The sequence below is a fragment of the Devosia sp. genome, from assembly GCF_039927955.1.
Taxonomy (GTDB): Bacteria; Pseudomonadota; Alphaproteobacteria; order Rhizobiales; family Devosiaceae; genus Devosia.
Map to the genome: position 1 here is coordinate 123,040 of NZ_JBDSUA010000028.1, position 16,037 is coordinate 139,076.

At 61.9% G+C, this 16,037-nt stretch carries 14 protein-coding genes; 6 read left to right on the forward strand and 8 right to left on the reverse strand.

All coding sequences use genetic code 11. The features are described 5' to 3' along the window. Nucleotides 1-47 precede the first annotated feature (47 nt). The 5 genes from ABIT12_RS08415 to guaD are packed head-to-tail and all read left to right on the forward strand — an operon-like array spanning nt 48 to nt 6,868. The gene (locus ABIT12_RS08415; RefSeq protein ID WP_348042364.1) at nt 48-1,592 is read left to right on the forward strand and encodes an ABC transporter ATP-binding protein; all 1,545 of its coding nucleotides are present in this window, start codon (nt 48-50) and stop codon (nt 1,590-1,592) included. Beyond that, nucleotides 1,589-2,701 carry an ABC transporter permease gene (locus ABIT12_RS08420; protein ID WP_348042365.1) on the forward strand — a complete coding sequence of 371 codons (1,113 nt, stop codon included), beginning with the start codon at nt 1,589-1,591 and terminating at the stop codon, nt 2,699-2,701. The genes ABIT12_RS08415 and ABIT12_RS08420 overlap by 4 nt, the downstream gene beginning before the upstream one ends. Next, nucleotides 2,698-3,648, forward strand: coding sequence for an ABC transporter permease (locus ABIT12_RS08425; RefSeq protein ID WP_348042366.1), 951 nt, complete (start codon nt 2,698-2,700; stop codon nt 3,646-3,648). The genes ABIT12_RS08420 and ABIT12_RS08425 overlap by 4 nt, the downstream gene beginning before the upstream one ends. Next, complete coding sequence (locus ABIT12_RS08430) at nt 3,645-5,507, forward strand: adenine deaminase C-terminal domain-containing protein (RefSeq protein WP_348042367.1); 1,863 nt, start codon at nt 3,645-3,647, stop codon at nt 5,505-5,507. Before ABIT12_RS08425 ends, ABIT12_RS08430 begins: the two co-directional genes overlap by 4 nt. Then, a complete protein-coding gene (guaD, locus tag ABIT12_RS08435; protein ID WP_348042369.1) occupies nt 5,504-6,868 on the forward strand; it encodes a guanine deaminase in 1,365 nt (454 codons plus the stop codon). Before ABIT12_RS08430 ends, guaD begins: the two co-directional genes overlap by 4 nt. 70 nt (nt 6,869-6,938) lie before the next feature. Here the strand turns inward: guaD and ABIT12_RS08440 are convergent, their stop codons facing one another. From ABIT12_RS08440 to ABIT12_RS08450, 3 genes are read right to left on the reverse strand one after another with little or no spacing between them, the layout of a single operon-like run. Beyond that, nucleotides 6,939-7,694 (reverse strand): ABC transporter ATP-binding protein, encoded by a 756-nt coding sequence (locus tag ABIT12_RS08440; RefSeq protein WP_348042370.1) that lies wholly within the window; start codon nt 7,692-7,694, stop codon nt 6,939-6,941. Further along, nucleotides 7,688-8,743 carry an iron ABC transporter permease gene (locus ABIT12_RS08445; protein WP_348042396.1) on the reverse strand — a complete coding sequence of 352 codons (1,056 nt, stop codon included), beginning with the start codon at nt 8,741-8,743 and terminating at the stop codon, nt 7,688-7,690. Before ABIT12_RS08445 ends, ABIT12_RS08440 begins: the two co-directional genes overlap by 7 nt. 24 nt (nt 8,744-8,767) lie before the next feature. Continuing rightward, on the reverse strand, nt 8,768-9,904 hold the full coding sequence (locus ABIT12_RS08450; protein WP_348042371.1) for an ABC transporter substrate-binding protein: 1,137 nt from the start codon (nt 9,902-9,904) through the stop codon (nt 8,768-8,770). Nucleotides 9,905-10,006: 102 nt separating this feature from the next. Between ABIT12_RS08450 and ABIT12_RS08455 the strand changes: the two genes are divergently transcribed. After that, nucleotides 10,007-10,780, forward strand: coding sequence for a class I SAM-dependent methyltransferase (locus tag ABIT12_RS08455; protein ID WP_348042372.1), 774 nt, complete (start codon nt 10,007-10,009; stop codon nt 10,778-10,780). 41 nt (nt 10,781-10,821) lie between these two features. Here the strand turns inward: ABIT12_RS08455 and ABIT12_RS08460 are convergent, their stop codons facing one another. The 5 genes from ABIT12_RS08460 to ABIT12_RS08480 all read right to left on the reverse strand — a co-directional run bounded on the left by ABIT12_RS08460 (nt 10,822) and on the right by ABIT12_RS08480 (nt 15,861). Then, on the reverse strand, nt 10,822-11,550 hold the full coding sequence (locus tag ABIT12_RS08460; RefSeq protein ID WP_348042373.1) for a ThuA domain-containing protein: 729 nt from the start codon (nt 11,548-11,550) through the stop codon (nt 10,822-10,824). Nucleotides 11,551-11,576: 26 nt separating this feature from the next. Next, complete coding sequence (locus ABIT12_RS08465; RefSeq protein ID WP_348042397.1) at nt 11,577-12,653, reverse strand: sn-glycerol-3-phosphate ABC transporter ATP-binding protein UgpC; 1,077 nt, start codon at nt 12,651-12,653, stop codon at nt 11,577-11,579. A gap of 15 nt (nt 12,654-12,668) precedes the next feature. Next, nucleotides 12,669-13,571, reverse strand: a complete 903-nt coding sequence (locus tag ABIT12_RS08470) for a carbohydrate ABC transporter permease (RefSeq protein ID WP_348042374.1) — start codon at nt 13,569-13,571, stop codon at nt 12,669-12,671. Further along, nucleotides 13,571-14,458, reverse strand: coding sequence for a sugar ABC transporter permease (locus ABIT12_RS08475; RefSeq protein ID WP_348042375.1), 888 nt, complete (start codon nt 14,456-14,458; stop codon nt 13,571-13,573). The genes ABIT12_RS08470 and ABIT12_RS08475 overlap by 1 nt, the downstream gene beginning before the upstream one ends. A gap of 110 nt (nt 14,459-14,568) precedes the next feature. Further along, nucleotides 14,569-15,861 carry an extracellular solute-binding protein gene (locus ABIT12_RS08480; RefSeq protein WP_348042376.1) on the reverse strand — a complete coding sequence of 431 codons (1,293 nt, stop codon included), beginning with the start codon at nt 15,859-15,861 and terminating at the stop codon, nt 14,569-14,571. Between the last annotated feature and the right edge of the window lie 176 nt (nt 15,862-16,037).

Below are 16,037 nucleotides of genomic sequence, written 5' to 3' on the forward strand. Positions count from 1 at the left end.
CGCTGAACGATCAGCGGCGCCATTTTTTTCCAACTGGAATGACGCACATGGCGCCGCTTCTTGAAGCTATCGGTATCGGCAAGACCTACCCCGGCGGCGTGGTGGCCAATGACGGTGTCAATCTCACGGTGTCAGCGGGCGAAGTGCATGCAGTGGTCGGCGAAAATGGCGCCGGTAAATCCACGCTGATGAAAATCCTGTTCGGCATCGAACGGCCTGACCGCGGCGAATTGCGGCTCGACGGCAAGCCGGTCAGCTTTACCAATCCGCGCGAAGCGATCGACGCGGGCATCGGCATGGTGTTCCAGCATTTTTCGCTGGTCCCATCATTTTCGGTTTATGAAAATGTCGTCCTCGGCTCCGAGCCCAAGGCCGGCATCAAATTCGATCGTCGACAAGCGATCGAAGCAGTGCGCGCGCTTTCGGAGCGGTTCCGGCTGCATGTGGACCCCCTGCCGCCTGTTGGCCAACTCCCTGTCGGCCAGCAGCAGCGGGTGGAAATCCTCAAGGCTCTGTACCGGGACGCGCGCATTCTGATTCTGGACGAGCCGACCGCCGTGCTGGCGCCACAGGAAGTCGAAGAGCTGTTTATCGCCGTGCGCGCTCTGGTCGAGCAGGGCCGCACAGTGATCTTCATCGCCCACAAATTGCCCGAGGTCCTAGAGATTTCCAACCGCATCACCGTGATGCGCGCCGGCAAGACGGTGGGCGAAGTCGGCGCCAGCGAGGTCACCGAAAAAAGCCTCGCCACCATGATGGTGGGCCGCGAAGTGGCGCTGCGTGTCGATCGCGCCGCCACGACCGGCGAGACGGTTTGCGAGATCAAGGCGCTCTGGGTCAAAGGGGAAGTCAACCAGACCCTGGTCGAAGATTTGAACCTGACCGTGCGGGCCGGCGAAATCGTTGGTCTGGTCGGTGTCGAAGGTAATGGGCAGGCGGCGGTGCTCGATGCCATCTCCGGCCTGCGACCAATTGCGCAGGGCGTCGCCTATCTCAATTCGATCAGCGTCGGGCCGCTGTCCGTTCTGGAACGCCGGGGCCTGGGCCTCGCCAATATCCCCGAAGACCGCATCGCCCAGGGCCTTGCCACTGGCGCCAGCGTGGCAGAAAATCTGGTGGCAACGCGGCTGGCCGACACGCGCTTCGTGCGTCGCGGCCTGCTCGATCTCAAAGCCATCAAGGCCAATGCCGAACAACTGATCGAACGCTTCTCGGTGCGCGTTGGCGGCTCCGGCGCCGCTGTTGGCACCTTGTCCGGCGGCAATATGCAAAAGGTCGTCGTGGCGCGCGAATTGTCCGAACGACCCAAGCTGTTGCTGGTCAGCCAGCCGACGCGCGGCGTCGATCTGGGCGCCACCCAGTTCATCTGGCGTTCGCTGACCGATGCACGTGACGCCGGCGCTGCCCTATTGCTGAGTTCGGCCGACCTGTCCGAATTGCTGGCTTTGTCGGACCGGCTGGTAGTGTTTTATCGCGGCAAGATTGTCGCGGCTTTCATCAATCAGGACGATCTGACCCCCGAAACCCTGGGCACCTACATGCTTGGCCTGGCAACCCAGACCCAGGAAGAAATGAGGCTGGCGCTGAAATGAGCACCCAACAAGCCCTCGCGCGCCAGTCCCGCTGGGCCAGTATCCGCAAGGAAGCGCAGCGCAGCATAACCGCCTTGCTGATCGCCCTCGTCGTGGCGTTCATCGTGGTGCTGTTCACCTCCAAGACGCCGTTTGAAGCGCTCAACATCATGTTGACGGCGCCGATCTCCAAGCCGCGCACTATCGGCCTGTGGATCGATGATGTGGCCAAGCTCACCGTCACCGGCCTGGCGTTTTCGCTGGTATTCCAGGCCCGCCAATTTGCCATGGGCGTGCAGGGCCAGGTCTATGTCGGCGCGCTGGCCTCGACCTATGTGGCGCTGTCGCCGCTTGGACCCACTTATGCCGCCATTCCGCTCGGCATCATCGCCGCCATGCTGGCGGGCGGCGTCTGGGGCTTTATTCCCGGTATTGCAAAGGCAAAGCTGGGCGCCAACGAAATCGTCTCGTCGCTGATGCTCAACTATATCGCCATCGAGCTGTGTAATTTCCTTGTCCGCGTTCAGCTCTATGAAAAACCCGGTGTGCTCACCAGTACGCCGTTCCCCAAGATCGCCGTGTTCCCGCCGCTGTTTGCCGGCACCCGCATCGATCTGGGGCTGATCCTGGCACTGGTGGCCGTGCTGGTAGTATGGTTCGCGCTGTATCGAACCGCATGGGGCCTGAAACTGCGCCTTGTCGGCCACAACGCCAAATTCGCGGAATATTCCGGCATCAAATCCACCGTGATCATGGTCTCTGCCATGACCTGCGCCGGGGCGCTTGGCGGCATGCTGGGCGCCATGTTCGTGCAAGGCCAGACCTATGGCAAACTGACCGTGATGTTCGAGGGTGGTCTGGCGTTCGAGGGCATTCTCGTCGCCATCGTCGCCCGCTCGCGCCCACTGGCCGTGCCGGTCGTGGCGCTGTTTTACGGGTACCTGCGGCAAGGGGCGCAGTTGATGAACATCCGCACCGATGTACCCGCGGAAGTCATTGGCGTCGTCACCGCCATTATCATCCTGCTGGTTTCCTCATCATTCTCGATGCCGGGGAAGACGTGGCTGACGGGGCTGTTCAACCGGCGAGCTGACGCAGCGCCGGTTGCCGTGGAGGGAGCGCCGAAATGACCGAGCTGCTCGTCACGATCTTTTCGACGGCTTTCTTCGTCACCGTCATCCGCACCTCCACTCCCCTGTTGCTGGCAACCTTGGGTGGCCTCGTTGCCGATCTTTCAGGCGCCCTCAACGTCGCGCTTGAGGGCCAGATGCTGGTCGGCTGCCTGACCGCAGTGATCGTTTCGGTCTATGCCCCCTGGTATGTTGCCGTGGTGGCCGGTGTCGGCGCCGGTGCCCTGCTCGGCCTGGTGATGGCGTTCTTTGCGCTGCGGCTGAAGGCAGACATCATCCTCGTTGGTTTTGCCATCAATATCTTTGCCTCCGGCGGCACCGTGTTTGCGCTGTCCCTGGCCACTGGCGGCGACAAGGGCACCTCGATCAATCTGGTCTCCAAGGCAATCCCGCCGGTTGATCTCAGTTTCCTCAGCGCCATTCCGGGCATCGGGCCGTTCCTGACGGCGATGTTCTCGGGCCATTCAGTGTTGTCCTGGGTGGCGGCGTTCCTGGTGTTCGCCATCTGGTATTTCCTTTACCGCATGCCCTGGGGCCTCTGGCTGCGCGGCGTGGGCGAGTATCCCGCAGCGCCAGAAGCTGCCGGTATTCCGGTCAACACCGTGCGCACCTGGAGCCTGATCGTTTCTGGCGGCCTGGCGGGCCTTGGCGGCGCGCAACTGGCCATGTTCAATTATGTCGGCTTCGCCCGCGACATGACTGGTGGTCGCGGCTTCATCGCGCTCGGCGCCGTGCTGCTCGGTGCCCGCCATCCTGTCGGCGCCATGCTGGCGGCCTTGTTGTTCGGCGCTTTTGAAGGCCTGTCCATCGTCATGCCCGGCCTGTTCGCCGACGCGCCGGCTGAGCTGATCCGCATGATCCCGTTCGTCGTCACCATCCTGGCGCTGATCCTGTTTTCCTATCGCGCGCAACAGGCGCTGCGGGCAAAGAGCGTGGCCAAGACATGACCCTGCCTGACGATCTGATCCTCAATGCTGCCGACGAAGTCAAAATCCGGCAGCATCTGCTGCTGGTTGCTCTGGGCAAAATGCCCGCCGATCGCGTCATCGAAGTGGGCAGGCTATTGGCGGTTCATGCCAACGAATGGCTGACCGACCAGGAAATCGTGATTTCCGGCCGCCGCATTGCCTATGTCGGCCCGATCGGCTCGTATCGCGGCGAAGTGGGTGAGCGGATCAAGCACCATGATCTCGCGGCCGTTCCCGGCTTAGGCGAAGTGCACAAGCACATCGAATCCACCCATCTGACGCCTGAGTTCGAGGCGGCCCTGGTCATCCCGCGCGGCAATACCTGGACCTGCGAAGCCAGCCACGAATTTGCCAACGTCAATGGCGCCAAAAACACCGAGTTCTGGCAAAAAGCCCGCCTTGCCGGCTCCCCGCTCAAGGTGTTTATCCAGCCCGGCTCCGCTGTGCCACCCAGCGCCTGGGAAGAAAGCGGCGGCTATTACGGCTTTGACGAGCAGAACAAATTCCTCGCTGACAACCTCTCCGTTACCGGGCTCGATGAAGTCATGGACTGGCCTTCGGTCTGGGACCCTTCCAACCCCGGCTATGCCCGGATGTGGGGCATGATCGGCGCTACCTTTGCCCAACGCGGCGTCGTCGAGGGCCACGGATCAGGCCTGGTCGATCCGCACGACATCTCTGCCTTCGCCGCCGCCGGCCTGTCGTCCGACCATGAAGTGTGGGCGCTCGATGAAGCCTGGGATCGGCTGATGCGGGGACTGTTTACCGAGCTGCGGCCGTTCTCGTATGACGTGATCATCCCCGGCCTGATCGAACGCGGCCTCAAGGATTGGTCCAATATCGCCTTCACCACCGATGACCGCACTGCCAGCGACACGCTGCGCGATGGCTCGACCGACTACAATGTGCGCCACGCGATCCACTATGGCCTGAACCCCGAAATCGCCATCCAGTGCGCCACCATCAATCCGGCGCGCCACATGCGGATCGACCAATGGGTGGGCTCGCTCACCCCCGGTCGCTACGCCGATATCGTGCTGCTGTCCGATGTTGCGACGCTCAAGATCGAGCACGTCTATGCCGACGGCAAACTCGCGTCCGAAGGCATGATCTATTCCGGCCCACAGCCGAAAATCGACTGGCCCGACTGGGCCAATGGCACGATGAACGTCGGCCGCGACCTGACCGCTGCCGACTTCGCTATTGCCGGCGCGCCCGGCCGCGAGACCATGCAGGCCGCCATTCTGCGCCCGTTCCACTGGAACGAGGAATTTCTGGTCGAGGAACTGCCAGTGGTCAACGGCCACGTGCAGCGCGACCAGTCGCGCATGATCACCAAATGGTCGTTGGTCGATCGCTATCGGGGTGACGCCGCGACAGCCTCGATGTTCTGGATCGGCGTTGGCCCGGCGGATGACGACACCGCGCTCTGTTGCTCGGTGGCGCACGACAGCCACAATGTCTGGTGCATCGGTTCGTCCGATGCCGCCATGGCCAAGGCGGTCAATCGGCTCTCGGAGATCGATGGCGGCTGGGTACTGGTCCATAGGGGCGAGGTGGTCGCCGAAGTGCGTTTCGAAATCGCCGGACTGATGACGGCCCGGCCTGCAGCCGAACTCGACACTGCCATGGCTGCCTTCCTCAAACGCGCCGATCAGGTCACCTGGAATTACGCCCCTGCCGCGATGAACCGCTGGAAACCCGGCTTCCCGGAGTTCCTGATCTTTGCCACGCTCACCTGCTCGCCTTGGCGCTGGGTGCTGGTCGCCCCGTCCAAGCTGGCGCCAAACGGCTTTGTCAACGTGCAGACCGGCGCGACGCATCCGGTGGTCTGGTGAGCAGACTGAACCTGCGGGGTGGCGGTATCATCGGCAGCTTCTTCCATGCGCCAACGCCGGGGCGGCTGGAGGTACTCCGCGATGTTCTGATCCTGATCGATGCCACCGGCACGATCAGCGCTGTGCTCGGGCTGGACGACCCAGGCCGCGCTGCTCACGAAGCAGCGCTGGGGGAAAGGCTTTCACGCTTGCCTGAAGGGCAGTTCGGGCTGCCCGGCATGGTCGATCTGCACGTGCACGCGCCGCAATATCCCCAGCTTGGCCTCGCGCTCGACGCGCCGCTGGAAGTCTGGCTGACGCGCTACACGTTTCCGCTCGAAGCACGCTATAGCGATCTTGATTTCGCGCGTGAACGGTACACCATGCTGGTCGATGACCTGCTGGCTACCGGCACGACTACTGCGCTTTATTTTGCCACACAGGATCGAGAGGCCAGCAAGCTGCTGGCCGATATCTGCATTGCTCGTGGACAGCGCGCCCTGGTGGGCAAGGTGGTGATGGACGATGCCACTGCCTGCCCGGATGACTATCGCGACGCCACACCAGCTTCCGCTATCATCGATACACGGGCCGTGATCGATCATATCCGCAGCCATCCCGAAAATGGTGATGGCCGGGTGCTGCCGGTGATTACGCCCCGCTTCATTCCGTCCTGCACCGACGAGGCGCTAGCCGGTCTGGGCCAACTCGCTGCCGAGTGCGGCTGCCATGTGCAGACCCACTGCTCGGAAAGCGATTGGGCGCACGCCCATGCCCTGGAGCGCTATCGTATCACCGATGCGGCGGCGCTCGATGGTTTTGGCCTGCTCACCCGCAAGACCGTCCTGGCGCATGCAAATTTCCTGACCGATGGCGATATGGATCTGGTGGCCGCGCGCGGCAGCGGTGTCGCCCACTGCGCGCTATCCAACATCTACTTTGCCAATTCGGTGTTCCCGCTGCGGCGAGCGCTGGAAAAAGGCGTGCATGTCGGCCTCGGCACCGACATTTCCGGCGGTCCATCCGCTTCAATGTTCGAGGCCTGCCGCACCACGGTGCAGTCTTCGCGCATGCTCGAAGAGGGCGTCGATGCAACATTGCCGGCCGCTTCCAGGGGCGTGCCTGGATCAGCGATCGGTCTTGTCACCGCATTCCACCTGGCGACGGCCGGGGGCGGCGTGGCACTGGACCTACCCATTGGCGTGCTGGCTCCCGGCTACCGCTTTGACGCAATCGCCGTCGATACCACCATTCGCGATGGCGGAATTCGCCTGTTCGGGCTGACGGATCCAGTGGCGATCTTCGAAAAGATCATCTACGGCACTCTGCGCAGCAATATCGCCAGCGTCTGGGTGGACGGCACCGCTGTGATAACGCGCTAGACAGACTATTGTCCAAAGGCCCGCGCAATTGGGGGTGCCTGGCCGGGTTTCGAGGCTGGCTGGATTGACCCTAAGCAGCCACGCCGTCAACGATGACATGGTCAAACTGGCGCGAGCACTTTTCGATGCGGGCGTCGATGCCGTACACTTGGCGGAGCATGGTCGAATTGATCACCTCCAGGGGTTCTCCGCACGCGCGCATCTTGCCGTCTTCGATCAACAGCACCTGATCGGCAAAGCGCAGCGCCTGATTGAGATCGTGGAGGGCGATCAGCACGATCATGCCTTTTTGCCGCGCCTGCGCCTGCATGAAGCTGAGAACTTCAACCTGCCGGTGCAGATCCAGCGCGCTGGTGGGTTCGTCCATCAGCATGATGTCGGGTTCTCGCACCAGAGTTTGCGCCACCGACACCAGTTGGCGCTGGCCGCCGCTGAGCGCGGCGAGATCGCGGAAGGCGATAGCCGTGATGTTGAGTGCGTCCATGATGTGGTCGATGAAGCGCAGATCGCTGTCCTGCACCGCCCAGGCGCTACCCTGCTTGCGGGCAAGCAGGATTGACTCATAAACCGTCAGCACCGCATTGGCCGAGGTATCCTGCGGCATGTAGCTGATGGCGCTCTTGCCCTTGGTCGTTTCGGCAAGCCTGACTTCGCCCGGCCCCTTGAGCAGGCCGGCGATGCGCTTGAACAGCGTCGATTTACCGGCCGCGTTGGGGCCGATCACGGCAACCATTTCGCCGGCCTTGAGCACCGGAGTCGAAACCCCCGAAACGGTGAGTTTTTTGCCGTAGGACGCGCCCAGGTCGACCAGTTGCAGGCTTACCATGACCGCCTCACATTCGAGAGGATGAGGGAAACAAAGAACGGCACGCCCACCAGCGCGGTAATGATGCCAATCGGGAACACCACACCGGGAATGATCGACTTGGAGACGATCGAGGTCACTGACAGTAGCAGGGCTCCCGACAGCACTGAGCCGGGCAGGAAGAAGCGCTGGTCTTCGCCCAATATCATCCGGGCGATATGCGGCCCGACGAGGCCGACAAAGCCGATGGTGCCGACAAAGCTCACCGGCACCGAAGCCAGCAGCGAAACGATCAGCATGGTTTCGAGCCGGATATAGCGCACGTTGACGCCGAAGCTGGCGGCCTTATCCTCGCCCAGCCGAATGGCGGTCAGCGCCCAGGCATTGCGCGCAAACAGCGGCAAGGCGATCAACAGCACCGCCAGCGTGATCCAGATTTTGGGCCAGGTCGCCTTGGTGAGGCTGCCCATGGTCCAGAACACCACCTGTGACAGCGCCTGTTCGGAGGCGAGATACTGCACGAACGCCAGCAGCGCGTTGAAGGTGAACACGAGCGCGATGCCGAGCAGCACCACAGTCTGCACGGTGACGCCGCGCGCCTGCGAGACGAAATGAATGAACAGCGTTGCGGCCAGCGCCATGATGAAGGCATTGACCGGCACGATCAGCCCCGCCGCGACCGGGATCAGCGGCACGGTGGTGACGATGCCCAGCGCCGCGCCAAAGCTGGCCGCCGCCGAAATGCCGAGGGTAAACGGGCTCGCCAAAGGATTGGCGAGGATCGTCTGCATCTGTGCGCCGGCCACCGACAGCGCCGCGCCAACGACGATGGCCATTACCGCCACCGGCATGCGGATGTCCCACACCACGGTGCGCACCTGCGCTGAAACGGCAGATGGATCGAACAGCGCCAATATCACCTGATCGAGCCCATAGCGGGCGGGACCCCAGGCCAGGTCGACGGCAAACGACAAGCAGAGCGCGATGCTCAACCCGATCAGGATCATGATCTTGCGACGAGTACGGGCGCGGTATTCACCGCGCCCCTCGACTGCCGTTTCACGCAGCATGGTGACGTCAGCGGCGGCCATGATTTACTCGCCATCCTTGAGCGAAAGCCACGAGCCCGGCTCGTACGGGATCGGCAGGAACTTGTCGTAAAATTCTTTGAACGTCGCATCAGGATCGATGTCGGCAAACAGTTCGGGGTGGAACCACTTGGCCATTTCCTGGATCGCCACGAACTGGTAGGGGCTGGTGTAGAACTGGTGCCAGATGGCGTGCACATTGCCGTTGGCCACGGCGGTCGAACCGGTAAAGGCGGGAGCCTGCACCAGCGAGGCGAGAACTTCGCGACTGGCCTTGGCGCTATCGGCAGTGCCTGGACCGACGCTGACAAAGCCCTTGGCGTCCGGGGAATTGGTCCAGTCCGAACCCGTCACCACGATCACATCGGGGTTGGACGCGATGACCTGCTCGGGGTTGATCGAGCCGGTGTAACCAGGCAGGAAATCCGAGCCGAGGTTATGGCCGCCGGCGAGTTCGACCATCAGCCCAAAATTGTCCGGACCGAAGGTGCCGCAGCATTCCACCAGACCCGCAGCGCGATACATGAAGACGTTGGGGCGCCTGGGCTTACTGTCGGCGATGACCTTGGCGATCGCATCCATCTTGGACTGCCAGAAGGCGGCAACTTCGTCGGCGCGTTTTTCCTTGCCGAACAGCTGGCCCAGAATGTGCAGGCTGGGCACGGTATTGGCCAGAATATGCTCGCGGAAGTCGACATAGACGATCTTGACGCCGATGCCCGACAGCGTGTCCTCGAGCTTGATTTCATCGGCCGCGACCTTGTTGCCGATCGGCAGGATCATCACGTCCGGGTGGAGATCGACCACGGTCTCGGTCTGCAGCGTGCCATCGGTCAGATTGCCCAGGAATGGCAGGTTGGCGGCTTCCGGAAACTTGGCGACATAGGCGTCGAACGATTTCTGGTCGGTGGTCCACAGATCGTTGCGCCAGCCGACGACATGGGCAAACGGGTTTTCCGTCTCGATTGCGGCGAGCGAATACAGCATGCGCCCTTCGCCCAGAATGGCGCGCTGCACTGGGTGGTCGAACGAGACCTGACGCCCGGCAACGTCGGTTACGGTGAACGCTTGGGCAAAGGCCGGGAGGGAAAAAGCGGCCAACGCGGCGACAGCCGGCACGAGCAGGAGGCGTGATAATTTCATTTTGAGTCTCACAGGAAACTTGCTACGTCTCTCGCCTATAAAACATGATGTTCAAGATCAAGTTTTATCTTTTAGAGCAATTCCAATGTGTTAGGTGTTTTGGTGAGCGACGCAGGCGCAAACTATTCTATCCGCGACGAAATTCGCGAATTCTGGTCCGAGCGGGCGGCCACGTTCGATGACAGCGTCGGCCATGAGATTTTCTCCGAAGCCGAGCGGGCTGGATGGCACCAACTGATCCGCAAGCATCTGGGGGAAGGCCAGGGTCGTGCGGCGCTCGACCTGGCAAGTGGCACGGGCGTGATTTCGCACCTGATGCATGACATGGGCTTTGTGGTGACCGGCGCAGACTGGTCCGAGGCCATGCTCGAACGGGCGCGCGCCAAAGCGGTCAAGCGCAAGGCCGATATCCGCTTCATCATGCGCGATGCCGAAAATACCGCCGAGCCGCGCGCCAGCTACGATGTGATCACCAACCGCCATCTGGTCTGGACCCTGGTCGATGCTCCGGCGGCGTTTCGCGAGTGGTTCGAACTGCTCAAGCCCGGTGGCAAGCTACTCATCGTCGATGGCAATATGGGGCGCAAGAACTGGGTGACCCGCTTGCGCACCAGGTTTGGCGGCAAGGCGGGGCACAGCAATCTGGCGCCAGGCATGAGCGAACGGTTGCAGCGCATCCGCGAGCAGGTGCACTTTGCCGGCGAGATGCGGCCGGAGGACGTTGTCGCCGCATTGCTCGCGGTTGGCTTCGTCGAGCCCGTCATCGATCGCCGCCTTGGCGCCATTCACTGGCCACAGGCCCGAAAGATGCCGTTCTGGCGCGGCCTCGAACGGCTGACGCAGGAACGCTTTGCAATCTGCGTAACCAAGCGGTAGCTGCGGCGACGCGCTGATCGGGTCGACCGCAGCCGCTCCCGTCAGCGGTGGATCGGCTCCTTGCGGTGCCAGTTGTCCAGCTTGCGGGCATTGGCATGTGGCCGCATGGCCCATTCGATGCCGTTGCCAATCACCTTCTGCACCAGCGGATTGTGGTAGATCGGGAAGGTTTCGTGCCCGGGCGAGAAGTAAAAAATCCGCCCGAGGCCGCGATGGAAGGTCAGACCGGAGCGAAACACTTCGCCGCCCTTGTACCAGCTCATGAACACGATCTCGTCGGCTGCCGGGATGTCGAAGGGCTCGCCATACATTTCCGACTGCGGGATTTCAAAGAACGGCGGAATGCCGTCGGCAATCGGATGGCTGGGATTGGTGACCCAGACACGTTCCAGATCGCCCTCAGGCAGTTCGCGCCACGCCAGGTTGCAATTGCTGCCCATCATGCGACGAAACATCTTGGAATGATGGCCCGAGTGCAGGACCACGAGGCCCATGCCGGCCAGCACGCGCTGCTGCACGCGGTCGATGTATTTGTCTTCGACCTCGTCATGAGCAACATGTCCCCACCAGGTCAGCACGTCGGTGCGGTCTAGCAGGTCCTGAGTGAGGCCTTGCTCCCTGTCATCGATGGTGCGGCGCTCGATGATGAAATCGCGGTCGGTGAGGCCGGCGGCCAGTGCCCCGTCCATGCCGTCGGGATAAATATTGGCAACCGGCGCATCGTTCTTTTCGTGGCGGCCTTCGTTCCACATGGTCAGGCGAATAGTCACAATAGTCTCCGTAACGAATGAAACGATCAGACCGCAATGATGCGGTTAGTCTGATCGAAGAGATGAAAAGCCTTGTGGTTCATCGCCAGTTGCACGGTCGCACCAGGCTTCAAGGCGAGATCGCCCTGGGCGCGGACCAGCAGGGTATCCTCGCCGTTCTGGACGTTGAGGTAAGTCTCGGCGCCGAGGCGTTCGACGATGGCGATAATGGCTTGCAGATCGGCTTCGTCGGCGGATTCGACCGGGCGGATGTCTTCGGGCCTGATGCCCAGGGTCACGGATTGACCGACCATGCCAGCAAGCTGACGGCCGGCCAGTTTGACGGTCCAGCCGGCATCGGCCCTGAATGCTTGCGCTATGCCATCGGCCACGATCGTGCCGGGGACGAGGTTCATGCGGGGCGACCCGATAAAGCCGGCGACGAAGGTGTTGACCGGATGGTTGTAGAGCTCGATGGGAGTATCCCACTGCTCGACCTGCCCCTTGTTGAGCACCACGATGCGGGTGGCCATGGTCATGGCCTCGACCTGATCATGGGTGACATAGACGATGGTGGGGCGCAGTTCCTGATGCAGCTTTTGCAACTCGGCGCGCATCTGCACGCGCAGGGCGGCATCAAGATTGGACAGCGGCTCGTCGAACAGGATGACGCGCGGCCGCTTGATGATCGCACGGCCGATGGCGACGCGCTGCCGCTGGCCGCCGGAGAGTTCCGCCGGGCGACGATCCAGCAGGTCCGACAGTTGCAGCAGTTCGGCAACGCGGTCAACTTCGCGGGCGATCTCGGCCTTGGGGACCTTCTTGAGATCGAGCGAGAAGCCGATGTTCTGCGCCACGGTCATGTGCGGATAAAGCGCATAGGATTGAAACACCATGGCAATGCCGCGCTGGTCGGGCGGCACATCGTTGATGCGCTGGCCGTTCAGCACCAGATCGCCGCCGTCGATGGATTCAAGGCCCGCGATCATGCGCAGCAGGGTGGACTTGCCGCAGCCGCTGGGGCCGACAAAGACGGCGAATTCGCCATCATCGATCGATATATCGACATTGCGGATGACGCTCACAGAGCCAAAGCTTTTGGTCACGCCGGAGAGTTGAATCATGGGAGTGGTCATTGCTTAGCCTTTGACGCCGCCAGAGAAGGTTTGAACCAGGAACCGCCGCGCAAAACTGAAGGCGATGACGGCGGGGATGAGGTAGATGGTGGCGATTGCGGCCAAGAGGCCATAGTCGATCTCGTTGATGCGCAGGAACGCCCTGAACAGGCCAATCGGCAGCGTCTGCAATTCGGGCGACGACAACAGGATCAGCGGAAGCAGGAAATCGCCCCAAGCCGACATGAACGAGAACAGCCCTGCGGCGGCCAGCCCGGGCAGCGCCAGCGGGATCAGCACGCGGCGAATGCGCTGCACCAGCGTGGCGCCGTCGAGAATGGCGGCTTCCTCGTAGTCCTTGGGCACGCCATCGAAAAACACCTTCATGATCCACAGCGCCAGCGGCAATTGCCCGGTGGCCAGCACCACGATCAGCCCGAGATAGCCGTCGATGAAGCCGAAGACGTGCATGATGGTTCGGTAGTTCTCGCCGGCAACCGGCCGCACCAAGGCGCCGATGCCGTTGTTGAAAGTGAGCAGGATTTTGTAGAGCGGCACCAGCAGCGCCGTGGACGGCAGCACCCGGATCAGCAGGATCGCGTAGAGGAACGGCTGCTTCCACCAGGCTTTCGAACGCGACAGCGCATAGCCGCCAAGGCCGGAGATGATAATGACCAGAATGGTGGCGCTGAGCACGGTGAACAGCGAATTGGCAAACCAGCGCACGCCGTTTTCGGTGGCAAAGACCCGGATGTAGTTATCGAAGGTCCAGGCATCGGGCCATTTCAGGAACAGTTGAGCATTGGTATCGAGCGAGGCCAGCGCCATCCAGACGAAGGGCAGCAGGCAAAAGATCGAGATCAGCACAAGCGTCACATAGGCGAGAAAATTGTAGGCGCGGGCGCGCCGGATCGGGACGCCGGCCATCAGACACTCACCTTCAAAGACCGCACGTAGCCGATGCCCAGAGTCAGCGAAATCAGCAGGGCAACGACCGCACCGGCAGCACCGTAGCCAAGCTGGAAGGTCGTGAACGACTGATTGTAGATATAGACGCTGATCACCTCGGTCGCATTGCCGGGGCCGCCGCGGGTGAGCGCATAGACCAGCCCAAACACCGAAATGGTCGAGACCGTCGAGATCAACATGTACAAAAAGATCGTCGGCGCCATCAGCGGCAGGGTGATGCGGAAGAACATCTGCCGCGGATTGGCGCCATCCATGCGGGCAGCCTCATAGACTTCGCTGGGCACCGCACTCAATCCGGCGGTCAGCAGGATCATCGCCGTACCGATGCCGCGCCAGGTATTGACCATGGTGACCATGAACAGAGGGAAGGTCTGCAACCAGTCGGCCCAAGGCAGGCCCAGCGCGATCATGATCTTGCTCAGGGTGGCGTGATCGCCGCCAGCGAGCATCGAAATCCACATGAAGCCGGCGACCACTTCGGGCGCCGCATTGGGCAGCAAGATCGCCGCGCCGAAAATACTGCTGCCGACGACCTTGCGCCGCAGCGCCATCGCGGAAATGAAGCCCAGCACGAACTGGCCGATGATCGCCGAACCCGCAACGAAAACAAAGGTGACGAACAGCGAATTCCAGAAACGGGTGTCGGAAAACAGCCGGAAATAATTGGCGGCGCCGACAAAGCGGGGGCGCGCTGCGGCGACACCGGTCAGCGCCTCGTTGGTCATGGAAAGATAGACCGCATACAGCGCGGGATAGATCGTCAACACCAATAGGGGGATCAGCGCGGGCAGCAGCAGCTTCAGCAACTGTCGCTCTTTGCGCTTCTGGTACGCGTCCAAGGCCATGGAGATTGCCGCCTGATGGTGCATCGGAATGGGTGCCGCACTTGGCGGTATAAGAGAGACGCGGCCATGGGAGCCGCGTCTCAGGCATCGGGCAGGAGAATACCCTTGCCTTATTTCACCGCGTCATCGCCAAGGGTCTGCTTGACGTAGTCGACCAGGATCTTCTGGGCGCCGGCCGCGTCGGTTTCCTTGCGCAGCAGCGCTTCGGTGGCACGAGCCACGCCTTCCGAGACGGCCGACATGCCGGTGGCCTGCTTGAGGTAGGTGCCGTGGTTGGCTGCGGCCTGGATCGGCACCAGCTCGGTCAGAGCCTGGAAGCGCGGGTCCTTCTGGACAGCATTGCTGACCGGGATATTGCCGATGCGGGTTGCGGTTTCGATCTGATTCTCGACCGAGCCGGTTTCGAGCAGGGCCTTCTTGGCCATTTCGAGATCGGCGGACTTGGCGTTGACGGCCCAGGGAGCGCCAAGGTTGGCCAGAACGAACTCGCCGCTCTCCTGCCCTGGATCAGCCCAGGTGCCGACGACGTTGATCACATCCGGGATCGGATTCTTGCTTTCGCGACCCCAATCGAAAATGTAGCACCACGAACCGCAGGTGGTCGCCGCGAGTTCGCCCTTGGGGAACATCTCGTATTTGGGGATCACCCAGGGCTCTGGTCCGAGCAGCGGCTGTACTGGCATCAGGTCGGCGTCAATCAGATCCTTGTAGAACTGGAAGACGTCGGTGACGCCCTGCCCGTTCAGATCGAACTTGCCATCGGCATCGACCAGTTGCGGGGTCTTGGAGCCGATGATCAGATGCGAGAAGCCTTCGTCGAAGGCGCCGCCGCCCCAACTGGTGCCAGCCGGAAACAGCAGGCCGTAAGCGCCGGTCTTGGCCTTGATTTCCTTGGCGCGGTCGAGCAGTTCCGCCCAGCTCTTTGGCTGTTCGGTGGAGATGCCGGCCTTTTCGAGCACGTCGCGGCGGAAGTAGATCTGCTGGATGCCCAGGATATAGGGCATCACATAGGTTTCGCCGTCCGGGCTCTTGGCGAGCTGCTTGGCTACATCGACGAAGTCCTTGTAGCCGTCCCAGGCATCGAGTTCCTTGCCGACTGGGGCCAGGTAACCGGCGACGACCATGTCAGCAACGTCGGCGGCGCTGGGGATCGAGAACAGGTCCGGACCATTGCCGGCTGCCAGTTCGGTCAGCAGCTTGGTCATGTAGTCCTTGTCGGGCGCCGGATATTCGACGATCTCGACGGTGACTCCAAGGGTCTTTTCGATGCGCTCGGCAGTCGGCTTGAACGCGTCGATGCCGGCCTGGCCGTGCAGAGCGACGCGCAAGGTTTCAGCGCTGGCCGTACCAGCGAGCAGGCCCATGGCGATGGCCGCGAGGCCACCTACGATAAGTCTATTCATTCAATCCTCCCGAGGTGCAGCTGTTGCGCTGCCGATCGTCTGTTCGACGTGACGATAATGTACACGTGTACAATTACATCGCAAGCCGGTTCCGGAAGAATCTTTTCCGGTGTTAATTATGTCAGCATTGCTGGTGTTTTTTGCTCTGTACGGCCATTCAAAACCTAATGTATACG